The organism is Parafilimonas sp. (assembly GCF_047606085.1).
Taxonomy (GTDB): Bacteria; Bacteroidota; Bacteroidia; order Chitinophagales; family Chitinophagaceae; genus Parafilimonas.
The window spans coordinates 16,209-37,757 of sequence record NZ_JASGEX010000134.1; the positions used below are offsets into that span (position 1 = coordinate 16,209).

The following is a 21,549-nucleotide window of genomic DNA, read 5'->3' on the forward strand; positions in this document are numbered from 1 at the left end:
ATGTTTTTTCAAACTATTCGTAACCGGGGTTTTGAACCAGCTTGGTATTATTAAGATCGCCGATTGGAATGGGGAGCACCTCATTTTTACCGGCCGTAAAACCAGACAATGTGCCGGCGGCCTTACCCCATCGTACAAGGTCGAAAAAGCGATGCCCTTCCGTTGCCAGCTCCAGCCTGCGCTCGTTGTAAATATTATCCAATGAAACCGTTACTGAGGAAAGACCTGCGCGGCTTCTTACTGCATCTAACAGGGCCTGGGCGCGGGTTTTATCGCCGCCGCCCTGCACAATAGCCTCGGCCTCCATCAGGTACGTATCAGCCAGCCTTATTTCAATGTAATCGAGATTATAATTTAATTCTTTCGTTCCGCCCAGCGTGGTTACATAGGCAAGTTTGGGCGCATATTTTTCAACAAACCAGCCGGTATTATCCGCCCCCGCTTCATAGCTTGTGCCGGTGGCCGTGCAAATGCTGTCAATATTGGCGCAGGTATAAGGATAACGGGGATCGTTTTTCAGCGCATCAACCAGCGAAGTGGTTAATGGGCAAAAACCCCAGCCTGATGAATACACAGGGCCTGAATACGCTCTGGCCCCAATCATCTCCACCCAAACATTTCCCTCAAAAGCGCCCCATGCGCCCCAGTCCTGCTGGGCCTGGTTAGTATGCACAATTTCAAAAATTGATTCGGAATTAAACTTATTTGTAGGAAGGAATATATTGCTAAAATTACTCTGCAGTTGATAACCATAGGTGCTGGCGCTGCCGGGCGTGCCATTTACATCTGCCAATTGCGCTGCGGCATCCGTCCATTTTTCTTCATACAAATAAACCTTGCCTAATAAAGCCTTTGCAGCGCCTTTTGTTACACGCCCTCCTTCAGTTGTAGCAGGCACTGTATTGGGAAGGTTTGGTTCATCAATGGCATCAGTAAGATCCTGTTCAATTTGTGCATATACATCTGCCGGATCTGCCTGTTCAATGGTATATATATCGCTGGTAGGAATAATATCTGTAATAAGCGGTACATTTTTAAAGAGCCTGAGCAGGTCGAAATAATAATAGGCCCTTAAAAATTTACATTCCGCAATATACCTTGCTTTATCGCCGTCTGAAAGATCGGAAATTGTATTCTCCGCCATTTTCTGCAGCAAAAGGTTGGCCCTGAAAATACCGGTATAGCTCCTGTTCCAGAGGTCGGCCTGCGGCCCCTGGTTTACGTTCACGGTAAATTTATCCCAGGCTGTCCAGTTAATTTGGTCCGGGCCGGGCGCTGCACCACCGGCTGCACAATCGTCTGAAGCGGCATCCAGCAGGCCTTGTTTTGAACAGTAAGAGTTTCCCGTTTCCATGCCCAGCGGATCGTACACGGCAACGAGCCCTTTAAATATCTGTTCGGCAGTTTGATAATAATTATCTTCAAGAACGGTAGAAGTGCCTGTGGGCTGAATGTCAACCCAGCTTTTTTTACAAGCGCTGAGCGCCGCCATAACCAGCAGGCAGCATGATATGTTTTTTACTGTATTTTTCATGACAAGTAATGTTTTAGAATGTGATATTAAGGCCTGCAGTGAATGAACGCGCCTGCGGATAAAAGCCCCTGTCTATGCCATAGCTGCTGCCGCCGATTTCCGGGTCGTAACCGCCGTATTTGGTTAATGTAAGCAGGTTGTTGCCGCTTACATATATCCTTATTTTCTGCAGGCGGATTCGCTCTGTTACAGAAGCCGGAAGCGAATAACCAATCTGCAAAAGCTTGATGCGCATATAAGCGCCGCTTTCCAGGTAGAAGTCTGAAGGGTTGCTGAAGTTGCCATTATTGTCAACAGTGGAAAGGCGGGGATAGGTATCGGATGTGCCCTCCTCTGTCCAGCGGCTTAAAGCTTTTGTTGTATAATTGGCATTGGGTATATCTAACCTGCGCAAGCCATTGTATATCTGGTTGCCGGCCACGCCCTGGCAGAATAAAACCAGGTCAAACCCTTTATAAGAGGCGGAAGCAGTAAAACCAAACGTCCAGTTTGGCGTGGGATCGCCAATAAAGGTACGGTCGCTGTCGCTTGTAATTTCTCCGTCACCGTTTAAATCGGCCCAGATAAAATCACCCGGCTGGGCATTTGGCTGAATTAAACTGCCGTCTTTGTTTACGTAATTATTAACCTGGTCCCAGTTCTGAAAAATGCCGGTTTCTTTATACCCGTAAAAAACCCCGATAGGCCGGCCCACCTGTATGCGGGTTTGCTCAAGCTGGTAGGATTGCAATTTGGCGCCGGTATAATATTCAATGCCGGGGCTGAGGTTCGTAACTTTATTCTGCAGATAAGACACATTGCCCTTAAAGTCGAACGTTACTTTGTTCAATATTTTGTGATATCCTAATTCCACTTCAAAACCGGTATTATTCATGGAACCGATGTTGGCGTTAGGGCCGCCTACACCCACATAACCCGGCACCTGCAAGGTTTGCAATATGCCGGTGGTTCTTTTCTTATACCAGTCAAAGCTTACTGTGAAATTTTTCAAAAGCGCAGCGTCAAAGCCTATATTGGTTTGATTGGTGGACTCCCATTTCAGGTCGGGATTGGCAATGGCTGTAACATAGGAGCCATAGATATAGTTGTCCCCAAATGTGTAATTACCGCCTGTTGCCACCTGCGATACATAGGAAAAGTTACCGATATTATCGTTCCCGTTTTCTCCATAGGAGCCACGTATCTTTAAGAAGGTTACCACGTCGTTTGCCGGCCAGAAATTTTCTTTTGAAGCTACCCATCCCAATGAAACGGAAGGGAAGTAACCGTATTTGTTATTTTTTCCAAAGCTGCTGGAGCCATCGCGGCGAAGGATAACCTGCGCAAGGTATTTCTCTGCATAATCATAAGTAATACGGCCATATATCGAACTTACTTTATGCTGGTAATCCTGTCCTATGCCGCCCCTGGGCGCATAAGTGGTGCCGGCTGTTGCCGTGGCAAAATGCCCCGATTTTGCTTCAGCAAAAGTGTTCACAGGCAAATCAACATACATAGCGTTCAAATACCGGCTCATTAAATTGTTTTCATAAGCGCCGGTGCCCACAAGCACCGTGAGGTGATGCCCTCCAAAAGCACGGGTATAAGCAGCCGTGTTTTCCCAGGTATAATTCAATGCACGGTCGCTTTCCACATATAAACCCTGGGAGGATGCGGAAATATTGTAATTAACCGTATTATAAAAATAATAAGGGTTAAAGCTTTCACTGCCCCAGAATGCCATTTTAGCGCCAAGGTTGGTGCGCAATGTAAGGCCCTTCACAGGCATTATTTCAAGATAAGCATTGCCCACCATGTTATCGGACCAGCCATAATTGCCCAGGTGTGTTTTAATATACGCCAGGGGATTAGACATTTCCTGCAGCACCTGGCTTGAAATACCATAAGGGTTTCCATTCTTATCCGTTACAATGGCAAGGCCGTCTAAGTTAGCGCCTGAAGCGGCATAAGGCGCTGCGGCAATAACAGCCGGATCTGTTACCACGGCAGGCGTGACAGGGTCAAGGTTTACCACAGAACTTAAAATGCCGCCATATTCCGTATTAAGGCCGCCAATACCCAGCGATTTAATATGCGAATAACCAAAGTTGGTCCCGATATTCATCCAACCGGCTATTTTATGTGAACCGTTGAAGCGGGCTGTATATCTTTTGTAATTAGAAATGGCTGAGGCCACAATACCCTGCTGGTCAAAATAGCCGAGCGAGGTATAAAAAGTGGACTTTTCATTACCGCCGCTTATGCTTATTTCGTGATCCTGTATTCTTGCATCGTTGTTAAATACCAGGCTTTGCCAGTCGGTGCCTTTGCCTAAAGAAGCCGGGTCGTCAAAAACAATATCACCGCCGCCGGCTACAGACGCTTCATTGCGCAGGTAAGCATATTGGGTAGCGTTAAGCAAATCGAGCTTTTTGGCTGCGGCCTGCGTACCATAATAGCCATTATAGCTCATGGTTGTTCTGCCGGCCTTTCCTTTTTTAGTTGTTATTAAGATTACGCCTGCAGCAGCCCGGGCGCCGTAAATAGCCGCAGAAGCTGCATCTTTCAATACTTCTACCGATTCAATATCTGAGGGGTTGAGGTAATCAATGCCCCCAATATCAACCGGCACGCCATCTACCACATACAACGGGTCTGAATCGCCAAGCGTAGTGGTGCCGCGAATCCTGATGGTAGTAGCAGAACCTGGCTGGCCAGATCCTGCCGTAATAGTTAAACCGGAGGCCCTGCCTTGTAAAAACTGGTCCACCCTGTTTATGGGCTGGTTTTCCAGGTCGCTGGCCTTTACGCTGGAAATAGAGCCGGTTACCACGCTCTTTTTTTGCGTGCCGTAGCCCACCACCACTATATCATTCAGGCCCTGTGCATATACCGAAAGCGCCACCTGGAAATCGCGTGTGTTTCCTACCGCAATTTCCTGCGTGGTATAGCCAACCATAGAAATAAGCAATACGGCATCTTTACCGGGCACATTCAATGAAAATGCACCATCCTGCCCTGCAACTGTGCCGGATGAAGTGCCTTTGACCGATATGCTTGCACCTGCCAGCGGTGCATGGGTGATTGAGTCTGTAACTTTTCCTGATACAGATATAGCTCCATTTAAGGGAGTTATAGCAGTGTCTGAAACATTAAATTGAAAGATGCTGCCGGGATTATTCTCCAAAAGAGCGGAAAGCAGCTTTTTCAACTGGCGGTTATCCGCATAAATAACATATACTTTTGGCAGCACTTTTTTGTACTGCAGCTTATAAGGTTGAAGCAATTCATCAAGAAAGGCTTCCACGCTCTTATAATTTTCCGGCTTTAAAGCAATCTTTGCATCAGGCAGAATTTTGGTTTCATACACAAAATCCACATCAAATGCCTTTCTTGCATTCGATAAAATAACCGGGATTGATCTTAATTCTTCTTTTTGTTGCTGCCCAGCATAAGGCTGAACATTTGTTTCCTGTATGTATGCAACCGCGTTTTGGGCTAACTGGGAATGGGCGCTCATAAGACTGGCGGGCCCCAATACATAAATCATAAGCAAAAGCAGCTTGCATGGCTGACCTCTTTTTTTCATAATGGCAGTTTTTATAAAATCTTACTTAATAAGCAATCTATTTTTTTTAGTTATTGGCTTGCAGGTATATGGTTTTATGGTCAACTTTCATATTTACGCCGCAGGCAAATTCAAGCACTTTAATAAGGTCGGGAAGATTGGCCGCCCGCAAATCGCCTGAAATTTTAATATTGAATAAGGAATCATTTTCAGCCCGCATGCCATATCCATAATTATCCTCAATCATTTTCTTTATTTCCGATAAGGGCGTGTTGTCAAAATTGTATTCATTTCTCGTCCAGCCGGAATAGGCCGTTATTGTTTTTTCTTCTTTTATATCCACTTTCTGTGAATCATTCACCACGGCCATTTCGCCCGGCTTCATTGACAGGCCATCCTGTTTTGCCCGGCCCAGCTCTTTTACCACCACCCCGTTTACAGACAACTGCACCCTGCCTTCTTCAAGCGATACAATGGATTGGGCATGCCGGGTATTTACATTAAATTTTGTGCCCAGCACGGCAATGTCAACCTGTGATGTATGCACGATAAATTTTTGATGGGTTGCCGGTTTTTTGCTCACCCGGAAATAGGCTTCACCATCGAGCCACACTTCCCTGTTATCCTTATCGTTCCAGTTTTTCGGGATGCGTATATGCGAGTTGGCATTGAGCTTAACCAAAGAGCCATCGGGCAATGTTATGTTTTTAAGCTCGCCATAGTACGTTGTAATAGCATCCAGCTGCGGCGCTGAGCCATATTGCGCCCAATACCAAACGAGGCCTATAACAATAATTACAGATGCCGCAGCCAGTAAAGGCCGCAGCCAGGCAAGCCGGGCAGTTACCGGCTCTTCCTGTTCCGTGATTGCTTTTTCTATGGCATTCCAGTTTTCTTTTTCCAGGTTCTTGTGAATCGCTTTCTTCCTGAATTGGAATGGGAGTTTGTCCGGCTCATTTTCCATCATGAAAAAACTGTTTATGCAATAAGACACCTGTTCTTTGGCTTTATACCCTTGTATTTTAAAAAAATTTTTAAGATTTTTTTCACGGTTGTCCGACTACAATATTTCTCTTGGGCTAAAGCCCAAGTTATTCGGACAATAGTGATTTTTTTTGATGAAAGACGGAAGGTGAGTGGAAGGCAATATGGGTTAATTAATGAGGCCGTCTCAAAAGTCCAACACTGCTTCTTTTTATCCGGTAAGGTCGATGGAGATTGAAATCAAATACGCAATTCCTGAAGCCTTCAAAAAACTTTTGAGACAACTTCTTTGAGAGATGCCGGTCGCTTTATTTTAGCCCGAAGGGCTGGCATGTGAATAGCCCTGCGTGCCAACGCAGGGTAAAAAGACAGTTGAACAAAACAACCCCGCATGCGGGGTTGTTTTGGTTCTCGCCTATTTATGCCCTCCGCGTTGCGGAGGGTTAATCACATTTAAGCCCTCCGGGCTTTCCGGCACTTCAAAATCTGCAGGCCTGCCGAAGGGCTGGTATTAATTGGCCGCATCATATTGTACATAACAATCCTGTTTAAACTGCCGTGAAGGTTCCAAGCAGCATAAGGAAGGAGAACAACAGGTCAGGGTTTTTGCGCAGGTTTTCAAGCGCTTTATGCATCAGGTTAAGCACCGACTGGTAATTTATTTTCATGATGGCAGCAATTTCCCTGTATTCTATTTTCTCAAAAAAATGCAGGTAAATAATCTCCCGCTGCCTGGGCGGAAGGCTGTTAAGCAGTGCGGTGAGCTTTGCATGAAGATGCCTGCTCTCCTCGGTTTGTATGATAATTTCTTCAGGGGAGAATTCAATCATGGGCCCGGCCGGGGCTGCAAGGCGGGCCAGTTGCTTACCGGCGCGTACCTGGTTTAGCAACTGCCTGCGCAAAGCCGTAAAGAAATAGGTTTGCACATTGGCAACCATCCCAATTCTATGGCGTTTTTCCCACAGCTTTATGAACAATTCCTGTATGGCGTCGCTGGCAAGGCTGTCATCTTCCAGCCATTTCCTGGCATAATAAAACAATCCTTCAAACAGGCAGGTATGAATAAGGTTAAAAGATGCTGTATCGCCTTGTACCACCTGTTGCCATAAAACAGCCAGTTCCTGAGATTTATCAGAGTTATAGTTATAAAGCATGTATCATTATAAAACCATATAAAGGGCAAAAGTTTATATTTTTCATTAAACCAGAAAAAAGACCAAAAAAACGCATGCTAATTCAAAAAAAATGATTCATTCCGTTCAAATATCAGATGTAGAAAAAAGGCTGCCGGAAATTACCTGGCGCCCTATAAGAGCAGCGTATCGTTCTCTGTGCTGCTTTGCCAGGTAATTTCTTCGTCTTTTCCAAACCATGTTAGCTGGCGTTTTGCATATTGCCTCGTATTGGATTTTATTTTTTCTATAGCCGCCGGCAGGCTGCATTTTTGTTCAAGGTAATCGAATATTTCTTTATAGCCAACTGTTTGCAATGCGTTTACATTTTTATAAGGCAGCAGCGATTTTACCTCTTCCACCAAACCTTCCTTAATCATTTCATCAACCCGCGCATTAATGTTTTCATGCAGTTGGCGCTTAGGCAGGCTGATGCCGATTTTCTTTATTGAAAAATCACGCTGCTTTTTATTTTTTAAGCGAAATGCGGTAATAGAAATGCCCGTTGCTGCTATTACTTCCAAAGCCCGCATTAAACGCTGCGGATTTTGCTGTTCCGCCTGTTGCCAGAAAGCCGGGTCTTTCTGTTTTACTTCATCCTGCAACCAGGATAAGCCTTGTTGGTTATAGTTTTCAATGATGGCCTCCCTGATATTAGTATCAATTTCCGGCATTGCATCCAGCCCTTCGCAAAAGGCCTTAATATACATGCCGGTGCCGCCCACCATTATCGCCGTATCGTTGTGTTTAAAAATTTCTTCAGCGGCCTGCAATGCATATTCTTCAAACACCTGTGCATTTACATTGTCGTGAATGGAATAAGCGTTAATAAAATAATGCTTGATGGATTGCAGCGCTGCTTCGGGCGGTTTGGCAACACCAATACTAAGCTCTTTATAACATTGCCTTGAATCGGCTGAAATGATATCGGTTTTATAACGTGCAGCCAGTTGCAGCGAGAGGCTGGTTTTGCCCGATGCCGTTGGCCCAACGATTATAATAACTGTTTTTTGCATTGTGCTAAACTGCTGATTGAAAATAGGCTGCCGAAGGGAGCCCACGATTAAAATCGGGATAGATGACACAAGGAACCCTGCCACAATGCATCAACTGCCGGCAACATAATAACAAAAATGCAATCAAAAATTGCATTACAGGAAATCCTGCATAAAAGCCTGCACATTTTTTTCTGTGGAAAAGAAGCCGGCGAGACGCTCTATTACATCCTCAACAACCGCATCCGGGCAGCTTGCACCGCTTGTAATTAAGATGCGCAACGGTTTTTTGGCGGGCATATAATTTTGTGTAAGATATTCCTGCCTGGTGCGCCAGTTACAATGCAGAATTTCTGTTGAGGACAAAATTTTATCGGCGCTGCTTATAAAAAATGTGGGCAGTTTTTTTTCACACAATTCAACCAGGTGCGACGTGTTGCTGCTGTTGTAACCGCCAACCACTATGACTATGTCTGCCGCTGTATTCAGCAAATCTGTCACGGCTGTTTGATTATCGTTGGTGGCATAGCACAGCGTATCCCTTGTATCTGCAAAACGCTCCTGTATATTTTTATCATCCAGGTTGTAATGTGTTTTTACCGCCTGTTTTAAATAGTCGGCAATAGCCTGTGTATCGGTGGCAAGCTGCGTGGTTTGGTTCACCACGCCAAAACGCTGCAGGTCTTTTGTAATGTCAAAACCATTGGAGTAGCGGCCTTTGAATTCCGTATAAAATGCCTCGGCGGGTTTTTGGCCGGTAATATAGCTTGCCAGTTCAACCGCCTCGTTCATATCGTTCACAATAACCGTTGGCGTTTTGGAAGAGGCGTGTGAAAATGTTGCCCTTGTTTCTTCATGCTTTGGCTTGCCATGCACCACAATGCTATAGCCTTTGCCGGCAATCTGGGCGCTGCGGTTCCAAACCTTTTCCACAAATGGGCAGGTGGTATTATATTTTTCGGTTTGAATGCCTTTGCGCTGCAGCAGTGCTTCAATTTCAAGCGTGGTGCCGAAGGCGGGGATCAATACAATATCATCTTCGTTTAATGTTTCAAAAGGGATAAGCTGTTTGCCGTAAGTATCCTGCAAAAATTCAATACCATTTTCTTTCAGGTCGCCATTTACCTGCGGGTTATGTATCATTTCGCTCAGCAAAAAAATTCTTTTGCCGGGATTCTCCTCAATGGTTTTAAACGCTATTTCAATGGCATTTTCAACGCCATAACAAAAACCAAAATGCCTGGCGAGATAAATTTGCAGCGGGCCGAAATCGAGCAGCGTAGGCGCAAAGTCTTTCTTTAGCTTATCCTCACGTTTCCGCTTGTTCTTTATGGCGGATATAAGCTCGCTGCGGTATATGTTGGGAACTGCAAATTGCTTCATAAACCGTGCAAAGTTAAGATTTGCTGAGAGATAAGAAGTTAAAAGAACGCTCATTAGTTTAAGTGTTCACAAGTTCACTTGTTCACGGGTTTTTGTTCCATATCGGCCAGGTCGCAAATCCGCAAACTTGTGAACTCGTAAACATGTGAACTATTTAACTTACAAGAGCCTGCCGCGGAATAATAAATGCAATCAGTTCTTCCAGCGCCACGCCTGCCCTGTTGCAGGCATCGTTTATTTCCTCCCGCGAAACATTGGCTGCAAAAGATTTTTCTTTCAGGCGCTTCTTCACACCTTTTACATCCATGCCCTCATAACCGTTTGGCCGCATTAAAGAATAAGCATGTATCAACCCACTTAATTCATCAAAAGCATAGATCATTTTATCCATTTTCGTTTGCGGTTCCACACCAAAATGCAGAGGGCCATGGCTTGCAATGGCATGAATGATTTCCGGGTCAATATGCCTATGTTCCAACTCCTCAATAATTTTTCTGCAATGTGTTTCCGGCCATTGATCCCAGTCTGCATCATGCAATAAACCGGCAAGTTCCCAGCGCCATGCATCAGCATCATTTAAATTTTCCCTTTCTTTAGCCCAGGCATGCATTAATGCTGCCACCTGTTTTACATGTAATTGCAGGCGCGGATTTTTCACCCAGTCATTCAGCAAACTGTATGCTTCTGCTTTTGATAATACATTGCCCGCATTGGCAGCATCGCCAAACACATCACGGCCAAGATGTAAGCTCATATCATCATTTTAGCAACAAACTTAATGGACGGGATTGTTATCTGCAATGCAAAACCACCAGTTGTCCCGGATAGTGGGTTTACTCTGCCTGTTTCGCTTAACCTGCCTGGTCAATTTAATGCGAAATATATTTATCAACCGGCATACGGTTTTGCAGGCTGCGGCCAAGCGTTAATTCATCGGCATATTCCAAATCGCCGCCAAAAGCAATGCCCCGGGCAATGGTGGTGATGCGGCAGTTAAGGCCTTTAATTTTCTTCTGGATATAATAAATGGTTGTATCGCCCTGTATGTTTGGGCTTAAAGCAAAAATGAGCTCTTCCGTTTGTTCTTTCTGCACCCGCTGCACCAGCGATGCTATCTGCAACTGGTCAGGCCCTACGCCATCCAGCGGGGAAATAACGCCGCCTAAAATATGATAGGTGCCGCTGAACTGCTGCGTGTTTTCTATGGCAATTACATCCCGCAAATTTTCCACTACGCAAATCAGCCGCTGGTTGCGCAAACTGTTGGCGCAGACAGAACAGATATCAGCGTCGCTCACATTATGGCAACGCTGGCAAAATTTTATTTCACGCCGCATGCGCGCAATGACCTCACTGAAATTTTCGGTTACGGCTTCCTCCTGTTTTAAGAGATGAAGCACCATGCGCAATGCCGTTTTTTTACCAATTCCCGGGAACCTGGCAAATTCATTCACCGCATTTTCAAGAAGGGAAGAAGAAAATTGCATAACACAAAAATAATCACTGCCGCATAAATTATTTTTGAGCCCTTCTTATTTCACTGCCTGCATATAAAAAATTATGCATTAAACGCTGGCAGAAAGAATTAGCAACAGCGAACCACCTTACCCGCTTATTTAATTCTTACAGCCGCAATAAGAGGATAAGGTTACATATTTTTTGCAATTTAAATGCTGTGCAAAAGCCGGGAAGCAAATAAGGCTTATATATGCCTAATTCATGCCAGGCCCATATAAAAAGCGTTCTTCCATCCGGGTTTAATTTTAAAATGCGTTAGCTGCCTGTTTAAGAGATAGATGCTTAAGAAAACAGGCAATAGACATTGCCCGTTTGATATTGCTTGTATTATAAAGATTTTGTTGTTTCTGAAATTTCAAAATTACATCCCGTCCCTGCAACGACTGTTGCTTTAACATTTATTTCCCTTTTACAGCTTCATGTATTAAAGAAAACAAACAGCTAACTTAGGCCAGTTAAATTATGTATAATGAAGGCATACAAAGGCATGGCAATAGTTACAGGCGCTTCGGGCAATTTAGGCCGGGCGGTAACAAAAAAACTGATTGATGAAGGGTTCTTTGTTACCGGCACAACACATACAAAGGCCCCGGCATCCCTGGCATTCCCGGCAGATAAATTTGAAGGCATTGAAGTGGATCTTGCCAATGAAGAGGCTGCACAGAAATTCGTGGGCGATACCATTGCAAAGCATAAAAAAATTGATATAGCCATACTTACCGTGGGCGGTTTTGCCATGGGCAAAATTGCTGATACCAAAACAAGCGATATAGCAACGCAATACAAACTGAATTTTGAAACCGCCTATAATGTGGCAAGGCCTGTTTTTGCAGCAATGCTGCAGCAAAACAATGGCAGGATATTCCTGGCCGGTTCAAAGCCAGGCCTTGATGCACGAAACAGCAAAGGCATGGTGGCCTACGGGCTTGCCAAATCACTCCTGTTTCGCCTGGCTGAATTAATGAATGAAGAAGCCAAAGGCAAAAATGTGGTTACAAATGTAATTGTGCCGGGCACGATTGATACACCGCAAAACCGCGAAAGCATGCCTGGCGCTCAGTTTGATAAATGGGCAACTTCGGCAGCCATTGCCGATATTATTTACTGGTATGCCACCGCCAATGCAGCCACCATACGCGAAGCCGTTGTGAAAGTTTACAACAACAGCTAATGCAGGTTGCATGCAGGCAATATTTTTATGAAAAAATATTAAGCAACCGGCTTTATTTTGCACCGTTTTTACAGGCATCCCTTCTGCTGCAGCTCATTTAATAAATTGCACACAACAATGAAGGCTACGGCTGCACGGCAGTTTTTTATTAATAATTTTTACAGCATACTTTTTGCCATTACCGGTTTTATATTCATTCTTATGCTGGCCCATTATGGCGGCATCGGCCTTTCGCCAGATTCAATAACGTACACCAGTGTTGCGCAAAGCCTGGCAAAACAGGGCCGGCTGCATCAATACGATGATGCGCCTTTTGTTGATTTTCCTGCCGGCTACCCGTTCTTTTTAAGCATTGTGTTTAAAATTTTTGGCAGCGATTATGTGCATACCGGCGTTTACCTGAATGCCCTGCTTTTTGCAGCGCTGTTGTTTTTATGCGGCCTCGCCATGCAGCGGTTTACCTACACATCAGCCTTATATAAAATGGCTGTACTTGCCTGCATTGCGCTTAACCCCGGTTTGCTCGAAGTGTATTCCATGCTCTGGTCTGAAACACTGTTCATACTATTGTCGGTTTTGTTTATAATGGCTTTGCATACATATATTCAAACCACCGGCATTAAAAACTTAACTGTTGCTGCGCTTATAGTTGCTGTTATTTGTATCGTGCGTTATGCAGGCATAGCCTTTATTGCAGCAGGCGGCTTTGTTTTATTGTTCATGAAGCACACATCAATCAAACAAAAAATTATACACCTGCTATTGTTTGGCATGATCGCCATTTCTTTACTGGCATGCAATCTTGCAAGAAACTGCCTGGCGGAGGGCTTTGCTACAGGTGAAAGGGAAAAAAGCATTACGCCTTTACTGTTAAACATCCGCTATTTCGGCATCGTGCTATGCGACTGGCTTTCGCTTCAATCAAAGAATACACTGCCTGTGGTTTTATTTGCCATTGTTGTTATTGCCCTGCTCGCTGCAGCGGTAATATATCATCTTATAACCCAAAAAGGCAAAACCGGTTTTGCATACCTGGCCGCCGTATTTGCACTGGTTTATATTTTATTCATTATTATTACGGCATCCATATCCCGCTTTGAGCCTATTGACAGCCGGTTTATTTCCCCGGCATTTATTTTTATGCTTTGGGCATTGGCTTACTGGCTGAACAGGATGGTAACGGCAACAAAGCGCCGGTTAAAAGCTGTATCCATAGCCGGTAATATTATTATTGCCGTATTGCTTATGGCAGGCGAAGCCACTAACAGCTATGCATCGTACAGCGATATAAAAGATTATGGCATTCCCGGCTATACGGATGATGACTGGCAGTTATCGCCAACCGTGCAATTTATTAAAGCACATGCGAACGGTTTTAAACCCGGCGTTGAAATATATTCCAATGCCAACGATGCGGTATATTTCTTCACCCAAAAACATGCGCAGCAATTGCCGCATAAAGAATCGCCTGAAGAAATAAAAGCGCTCTTTAATGAAAGTGATTTTTATATTGTGTGGTTCAATTTTACCGATGACAATGATGATGTTTCACTGAAATACATTTTACATAACAGGCCAATGAAACTGGTGAGAAAATTTAATGACGGCGCTGTGTATATTTCAGATTATAAAACCCAAACAAGCGCACGGTAAAACAGTAAAGTACAGGATAGTTGTATAAATGTTCTGCATAATTTCGCTCCATTCCTGCCTGAAATTTACTGTATAAATACAGTTTATGCAGTAAAACCAAGGTTGTTCATTACTCAAACACTATGCTTGTTATGAAAAAAAACTTATTGCTTTCTTCCTTGTTTCAATTGTTATTGATTATTGGCTTCGCGCAAACAAAAGTTGATTCGCTTCTTACAGAAAACCGCAAAAATCCCGTTGGCCTTGATGTTGCGCAGCCGCGTTTTAGCTGGCAGCTCATTAACAGCGGCAGGGATATAAAACAAACCGCTTATGAAATAAATGTATTGGATGGAAAAAATAAAGTATGGCAAAGCGGCAGGGTGATGTCTGATTCATCGGTGCATGTGGCATACAAAGGCCGCGCTTTGCAAAGTGGCTCAAAATACACCTGGCAGGTAAGGGTTTGGGATAATACAGGCAAGCCTTCGGCATGGAGCGCACCTGCATTCTTTTACACAGCTTTATTCAACACATCAGGCTGGAAAGCCAAATGGATTGGCCCCGGTTATATTGAAGATTCCGTTATGCGGCCAAGCCCCTTGTTCAGGAAAGAATTTAAGCTCAGTAAAAAAATTCAATCGGCAGTAGCCTATATCACAGCCCACGGCATGTATGAAGCTGCAATAAACGGCCAGCGTGTTGGCGATGCTTATCTAACACCCGGCTGGACGGTATATAATAAACGCTTACAATACCAGATGTATGATGTGACCAATATGCTGAAAAATGGCAACAATGCTGTTGGGGTTACATTGGGCAATGGCTGGTACCGCGGCATTATCGGCTTTGCCAATAACATCAATTATTTTGGAAAAGATATTGCACTGCTCATGCAGTTTGATATTACATACACCGATGGCAGCAAAGAAAGCATCATAACAGATGATACCTGGAAGAGCACCGATAAAGGCCCGGTTCGTTATGCAGAAATTTATAACGGCGAAACCTATGATGCCCGTAAAGAGGTGAAAGGATGGAACGAAGCCGGTTTTAATGATAAAGGATGGAGCGGCGTTAAGCTAACCGATGCATCATTTGATGTTTTAACAGCAACCTATAATGAACCTGTAAAACAGCATGAAATAATAAAGCCTGTAAAAATTATCACCACGCCAAAGGGTGAAAAAGTTATTGACTTCGGGCAAAACCTTGTGGGCTGGGTAGTGATGAAAGCCAAAGGCAACAGCGGCGATACCGTGACCCTTTCGCATGCCGAAGTGCTGGATAAGGAAGGCAATGTTTATCTTGATAACCTGCGGGCAGCCAAAGCGCAGGATAAATATGTCTTAACCGGCGAAGAACATAGTTATCATCCGCATTTTACCTGGCAGGGCTTTCGTTACTGCCGTGTTGAAGGCCTGCAGGGAGAGCTGAACCCTGAAGATTTTGAAGCCGTTGTTCTGTATTCAGACATGGAGCCAACCGGCACGTTCAGCACAAACAACCCGCTTATCAATCAATTACAACATAACATCCAGTGGGGACAGCGCGGCAACTTTTTAGATGTGCCAACCGATTGTCCGCAACGCGATGAACGCCTTGGCTGGACAGGCGATGCACAGGCCTTCTCCCGCACAGCGTCCTTCAACTTTAATGTAAACGATTTCTTCAGCAAATGGCTGAAAGACCTTGAAGCAGACCAGATTGATGGCAAGGTGCCTTTTGTAATTCCTAATGTTTTGGGCGCAGGCGCTGCAAACAGTTGCGGATGGGCCGATGTGGCCACCATAGTACCCTGGGATATGTACCTGGCTTATGGCGATACCCGTTTGCTGGCGCAGCAATACGGCAGCATGAAAGCTTACGTTGAAAGCATAAGAAAAGTTGCAAAAGATGATCTATGGAATACCGGTTTTCATTTTGGCGACTGGCTGTTCTACCGCCCCTTTGATGATAATGACGGCAGCGCTGCTGTGACCGATAAATATTTGATAGCGCAATGTTTTTATGCGCATTCAACACAGCTTTTAATCAATACCGCACAGGTTTTAGGCAATACGCAGGATGTTAATGAATACACGGCTTTATTGCAAAGAATTAAAGATGCTTTCAATAAAGAATATGTTACTGCCAATGGCCGTTTGGTTTCCGGCACGCAAACAGCTTATGTGTTAGCGCTTAACTTTGATATGCTGCCCGAAGCGCAACGCAAACAGGCTGCAGAAAGACTGGCGGAGAATGTAAAAAGATATAACAACCACCTTACCACCGGCTTTTTAGGCACACCTTATCTCTGTCATGTATTAACAAGGTTTGGTTATGACAGCGTAGCTTACAAGTTATTGCTTCAAAAAAATTATCCGTCATGGTTATACCCGGTTACAATGGGGGCAACAACAATATGGGAAAGATGGGACGGGCAGAAACCTGACAGTACTTTTCAAACACCAGGCATGAATTCTTTCAACCACTATGCTTATGGCGCTATTGGCGACTGGATGTACCGCAAAATGGCTGGCCTTGATACGTATGAAGATGGTGCGGGTTATAAGCATATCAAAATAATGCCGCATATCGGCGGGGGTTTTACACAGGCAAAGGCATCTTTAAAAACCTATTACGGCACGGCATCAAGCGGCTGGGTTGTTAATGGAAATACTATAACCATAGATGTGGCAATTCCGCCAAATACAACAGCCACCATTTATATTCCTGCAAAAGATGCAAGCGCTGTAACCGAATCCGGCAAAGCATTACAGGGCAATGCAACTATGGAAGATGGCTATGTTGTTGTTAATGTTGGTTCAGGAACTTACCAGTTTACATCAGCAAATGCATTGGTGAAAAATTAGTATTGCTTTTTTGGGTAGCCAGTCAAAGCACAGGGAGTGTTCCGCCGCGGCGGAACACTCCCTTGTGCTGCATATTTTTGTGGAGCTATGGTTTCATGGCAGCATTTTTATCATTGTTGTCCGGACAACTTGGGCTAAAGCCCATTGTGCAAGGGTTTCAGATATATAACCCCAGGCTTAAGCCTGGGGTTAGTAAAAAGCAGGCCCATAAAGGGCTTTAGCCCAGGAGAAAATATTTTAGCCGGACAACAATGATTTTTTATATAAACCAACAACCTCAATTTCTTTAGTTACAAAAAACGGTGCTAAACCACTCAGGCCTTTAACTTGTGAACCCGTGAACCCGTGAACTTTGTAAACATTAAACTTTAAACATTAAACAACTTACAATTACTTTGCCCGCAATAATTTAACAATGAGGCCTGTTGGCATTTATGATATTATACGCATTGATGAATTTTCTTCCACGCCGAAGTACCAGCAAATCATCAATGCCATTCTCAAAGCAATAGAATCTGGAAGATTGCAGCAGCAGGATATACTGCCTTCTATCAATGATCTCAGTTACGAACTGGATGTATCAAGAGATACTGCTGAAAAAGGATACCGTTATTTAAAGAAAACCGGCGTGCTTGGCTCTGTGCCCGGGAAAGGATATTTTATTAAAAACACTGTTGTTGATCATGTATTGAACGTTTGCCTGCTGTTTAATAAGCTAAGCGCACATAAAAAAATCATTTACGATTCTTTTGTTGAAGCGCTTGGCAGTAATGCGGCAATAGATTTTTATATCTACAATAACGATTTTTCTTTATTTAAAAAACTCTTAAGCAGTAAACAGGAAGATTATACGCATTATGTCATCATTCCACATTTTATAGAAGGTGGTGAGAACGCTTCTGACATCATTAATATGCTTCCAAAAGACAAGCTGATATTACTCGACAAAAAGGTTGCCGGTGTAGATGGCAACTATGGCGCTGTATATGAAAATTTTTCGAAAGATATTTATACGGCATTGAATAAAGCAAAAGAGCAATTAAGCAAATATCATTCACTAAAAATCCTCTTTCCTCAAAACAGTTATTACCCACGTGAAATAACAGATGGCTTTTCCAGGTTTTGCCAGGATTATGCATTTAAATATAAAGTGGTAAGCAATATTAAAGCCGAAGAAATTAAAAAAGGCGAAGCCTATATTTCGGTGATGGAAGATGATCTTGTAACCTTAATTGAACGTATTCTTCAAACAAATCTTGAAGTGGGTAAAGACATTGGCATTATCTCGTACAACGAAACTCCCGTTAAAAAAATTATCCTTAACGGCATTACTACCATATCAACCGATTTTAAAAAAATGGGTAAAATGACAGCCGAGCTGATTTTAAGCGGCTCAGCACAACATATTGAAGTGCCGTTTATGCTTACCATGCGAAATTCGCTGTGATTTAATGCGTCAAACGTGAAAACTTCAGAATTTGATCACTCTTGTTAACCCGTTGCTTTTTATTTTTATAAATAAAGTTGGATTCAATTTCAAACTTAAAATCTTCATGCTCCTTTATTCACGTTTGACGATTCACGACATTTGCCCTCCATAACAGCACATGACAGTAAACAAATAATACATTTTATTTTTACCGACAATTGCCATAACCATGCAGATAAAATACAATAGCCGCTATCCATCAACAGACGATCTTATTAAGAAAGCAAAACGGAAAGTGCCGCGTTTTGCATTCGAGTATCTGGACGGCGGCTGCAATGAAGATGTAAACCTGCACAAAAACACGGCAGAATTACGTGCTATAGAACTGATGCCTTATTATCTTCAAAACTATAAGCCATCTGACCTGCGCACTGAACTTTTTGGCCATGTTTATGATGCGCCGTTTGGCATTGCGCCCGTGGGTTTACAGGGCCTCATGTGGCCAAACGCCCCTGAAATACTGGCCAGGGCTGCATCTGAGCATAATATTCCTTTTATATTAAGCACCGTTACCACATCATCTATTGAAAGAACTGCAGAGATAACAGAAGGCAAAGCATGGTTTCAGCTATACCATCCTGCCGAAAATGCAATAAGGGACAGCATCATAAAAAGAGTGGAAGCGGCGCAGTTGCCGGTGCTGGTTATATTAAGCGATGTGCCAACATTCGGATACAGGCCCAGGGATATACGCAACGGCCTTGCCATGCCACCCAGGATGACGCTGCGAAATATTTTGCAGATAATGGGCAGGCCTGAATGGGCATTAAAAACACTGATGCATGGCCAGCCGGCATTTGCCACCATGAAACAATATATGCCGAAAGGCCTGAACATGAAGCAGCTTGGCTTATACATGAACAAAACTTTTTCGGGCAGGCTGAACGAAGAAAAGATAAAGCCCATAAGGGACATGTGGAAAGGCAAGCTGGTTATAAAAGGCGTGGCCAGCGAGGAAGATACAGATATGGCAATACGGTTAGGTATTGATGGCGTTATTGTTTCCAATCATGGCGGCAGGCAGTTGGATGCAGGCCAGTCGGCTATTCACGCCCTTCAGTCTATTGTAAAAAACTATAAAAACAAGATTAAAATTATGATGGACAGCGGTATCCGTTCCGGGCCTGATATTGCAAGAACGCTGGCAAGCGGCGCCGAATTTACTTTTCTTGGCAGAACATTTATGTACGGTGTGGGCGCCCTGGGCAGCAAGGGTGGCAATCATACCATATCTATTTTAAAAACACAGGTGCAGCAGGTAATGGAGCAGGTGTGCTGCGCCAACGTTGCTGATTTGCCCAATCATATTATTAGCTGAGCGGATAGTTGCTTGGCAACTTATGTTGTATATCAAGCCAGAGACTTATCGCATAACACTGTAAGCACGAAAACTTAACAGTGTGCGGTCTTATTTTTGTTGTAAGGCACAAGGATGCTTCTTGCAAGTTAATTCTCAATCTTGTATCAGTTGAGTAATCTGTATTTACATTTTATTCAATCCCAACAGCATCTTTTAATTTATCCCGGTCCATAGATTCCATCCATTGAATGGCATTTGAGCGTAGCTTGCCGTCTTTATCAATCACCGCATAAGCGGGAACACCGGAACCTAAACCCAAATTATTTTTTAGTTCTTCGAATATTTTTTCACTCATAAAAATATGGGTACCCGGCACTTCTAATGCTGCTATTTTGTTTTTCCAAAGGTCAATGTTTGAAGAACTGGTTGTACAAATATAAACATATTCAACAGGCAGGTCTTTACAGGCTTCATGCAATGCTTTGCTATAAGGCATGTCTTTTAAACAGGGGCCACACCAGGTTGCCCAAAAATCAATAACTATCCCTTTATTGCTAAACCTCAATTTAAGGTTACGGATAAAATCAGTTATATCCTTAATACTATCCAGCTTATATAAGCTGGCATCGAATGGCAATTTTTCCAATGGTGTTCCTATAAACGCACCGGTATTGTTTAGTTTGCCTGCAGAGGCAAGCAAACTATCTATCCTGTTTTGTTTAACAGTCATTTCATTAAGCTCGTTTTTTACCAATTGCCTGCACCAATTTGTTTTAATACTGTTTAATATCTCTGGATAAGTTAACTTAAAAGAATCTTTTCCTTTGTCAAGAAGAAAGGTTTTTAGTATGTCGGCCTTTGAAGATAGATACGTACTGTCAATTTTGTTTATACTATTTTTCATGCCATTCACATTTACAACTTGATAAGCATACAAATAATTATAAAACAAAACGCCATAATTACTTGTAAAATACGGTTTGTGGTTATTTATTTTAGTTAACAAATTTTCAGGCATGGTATCGAGCCAATAAGCTGTGCAAAGCAGGCCATAAAATAATGAAGCAGTTTCATTACTAATGGCCCAGCCATATTTTGGATATTCTTTTATAAACTCATTATCTATATTTTGCAAGGCCTGCCAAATGGAATCGGTTTTATACAAAAAAGAGTCTTTTGCAGATTCTCTTTGCGACCGGCATAATTCCTGCAATCCTTCTGTTAACTTATCTTGTTTGTCCTTTTCATATAAAATATGTCTGTTCATTTCCGTATTTAATTCGCCATCAGCACCTGAATAAATAATGCCATCGCCGATAAAATAAACACCGTTCTTATCTTTTATTTTACTAACGTCTATAGTCACTTCCACGTTTGTGTTTACATATACGCCTGCATATAAGTATTCGCCCACGCTTAACCATATTTGCTGATAAGGCAGGTTTTGACCTAAAGTAATTTTTACGGAATTATTGGCTTTAACAGTGTAATATTTTGCCATCTGCAAATTAGGCCCAAAAGTTACGAATACACACTTAACACTAACCTCTGCATCACCCGGTGCATTGTGGAGTTGAACAGTTAATGTTGCAGGCTGCCGGTTTTGTAAATACTGATCCATTTTCGGATCTTCTATTGCCAGTGGCAAGCCAGCTTGTGCGATAGTTGCAACGCTAAACATCAGGGCAAATAAAGTTGGAATGCCTTTTTTCATCTTAAGGTTTTATCATAAAATAACAGGTAAATAAAGCACAACTTATAAAATTATTTTAAAAACACAGGTGTAGCAGGTAATGGAACAGGTGTGCTGTGCAAATGTTGCTGATTTGCCCAGGCATATTTATATGACTCGTCCTGAAAAAAGTTGACACTTTTTTGTTTGATAATCCTACTGCAAGTTTACAGTTTATTTGTTAGTCCTGAATACCGTTTACAAATTCTATTTTGCATTGGAGATGAAACGGAAGTG

General features: G+C 43.1%; 14 protein-coding genes. 5 read left to right on the top strand and 9 right to left on the bottom strand.

What is annotated here, in order from left to right:
* Positions 1–13: 13 nt before the first annotated feature.
* The 8 genes from QM629_RS11865 to recR form a co-directional block, all read right to left on the bottom strand.
* Entirely contained in the window at positions 14–1,534 is a 1,521-nt protein-coding gene (locus tag QM629_RS11865; protein ID WP_415160089.1) for a RagB/SusD family nutrient uptake outer membrane protein, read from the bottom strand.
* 13 nt (positions 1,535–1,547) lie between these two features.
* Positions 1,548–5,102, bottom strand: coding sequence for a SusC/RagA family TonB-linked outer membrane protein (locus QM629_RS11870; RefSeq protein ID WP_415160090.1), 3,555 nt, complete (start codon positions 5,100–5,102; stop codon positions 1,548–1,550).
* A 46-nt stretch (positions 5,103–5,148) separates the two neighbouring features.
* Positions 5,149–6,048 (bottom strand): FecR family protein, encoded by a 900-nt coding sequence (locus tag QM629_RS11875; RefSeq protein ID WP_415160091.1) that lies wholly within the window; start codon positions 6,046–6,048, stop codon positions 5,149–5,151.
* Between the two features lie 565 nt (positions 6,049–6,613).
* Complete coding sequence (locus tag QM629_RS11880) at positions 6,614–7,219, bottom strand: RNA polymerase sigma factor (protein WP_415160092.1); 606 nt, start codon at positions 7,217–7,219, stop codon at positions 6,614–6,616.
* A 152-nt stretch (positions 7,220–7,371) separates the two neighbouring features.
* Positions 7,372–8,253, bottom strand: a complete 882-nt coding sequence (miaA, locus tag QM629_RS11885; RefSeq protein WP_415160093.1) for a tRNA (adenosine(37)-N6)-dimethylallyltransferase MiaA — start codon at positions 8,251–8,253, stop codon at positions 7,372–7,374.
* Positions 8,254–8,388: 135 nt separating this feature from the next.
* Positions 8,389–9,615 carry a 4-hydroxy-3-methylbut-2-enyl diphosphate reductase gene (locus QM629_RS11890; protein WP_415160094.1) on the bottom strand — a complete coding sequence of 409 codons (1,227 nt, stop codon included), beginning with the start codon at positions 9,613–9,615 and terminating at the stop codon, positions 8,389–8,391.
* A 154-nt stretch (positions 9,616–9,769) separates the two neighbouring features.
* Positions 9,770–10,369, bottom strand: a complete 600-nt coding sequence (locus QM629_RS11895; protein WP_415160095.1) for an HD domain-containing protein — start codon at positions 10,367–10,369, stop codon at positions 9,770–9,772.
* 115 nt (positions 10,370–10,484) lie between these two features.
* A complete protein-coding gene (gene recR / locus QM629_RS11900; RefSeq protein WP_415160096.1) occupies positions 10,485–11,102 on the bottom strand; it encodes a recombination mediator RecR in 618 nt (205 codons plus the stop codon).
* A gap of 500 nt (positions 11,103–11,602) precedes the next feature.
* On the opposite strand from recR, the gene QM629_RS11905 reads away from it, so the two are divergent.
* The 5 genes from QM629_RS11905 (at position 11,603) to QM629_RS11925 (ending at position 19,598) form a co-directional block, all read left to right on the top strand.
* Complete coding sequence (locus QM629_RS11905) at positions 11,603–12,304, top strand: SDR family NAD(P)-dependent oxidoreductase (RefSeq protein ID WP_415160097.1); 702 nt, start codon at positions 11,603–11,605, stop codon at positions 12,302–12,304.
* A 117-nt stretch (positions 12,305–12,421) separates the two neighbouring features.
* Positions 12,422–13,957: a hypothetical protein gene (locus tag QM629_RS11910; RefSeq protein WP_415160098.1), complete on the top strand. Its 1,536-nt coding sequence runs from the start codon at positions 12,422–12,424 to the stop codon at positions 13,955–13,957.
* Between the two features lie 131 nt (positions 13,958–14,088).
* Positions 14,089–16,791: a family 78 glycoside hydrolase catalytic domain gene (locus QM629_RS11915; RefSeq protein ID WP_415160099.1), complete on the top strand. Its 2,703-nt coding sequence runs from the start codon at positions 14,089–14,091 to the stop codon at positions 16,789–16,791.
* A gap of 415 nt (positions 16,792–17,206) precedes the next feature.
* Positions 17,207–18,238, top strand: coding sequence for a GntR family transcriptional regulator (locus tag QM629_RS11920; RefSeq protein WP_415160100.1), 1,032 nt, complete (start codon positions 17,207–17,209; stop codon positions 18,236–18,238).
* Between the two features lie 211 nt (positions 18,239–18,449).
* On the top strand, positions 18,450–19,598 hold the full coding sequence (locus tag QM629_RS11925) for an alpha-hydroxy-acid oxidizing protein (RefSeq protein ID WP_415160101.1): 1,149 nt from the start codon (positions 18,450–18,452) through the stop codon (positions 19,596–19,598).
* Between the two features lie 172 nt (positions 19,599–19,770).
* Here QM629_RS11925 and QM629_RS11930 read toward each other — a convergent pair whose 3' ends face one another.
* Positions 19,771–21,294, bottom strand: coding sequence for a TlpA family protein disulfide reductase (locus QM629_RS11930; RefSeq protein ID WP_415160102.1), 1,524 nt, complete (start codon positions 21,292–21,294; stop codon positions 19,771–19,773).
* Positions 21,295–21,549 lie beyond the last annotated feature (255 nt).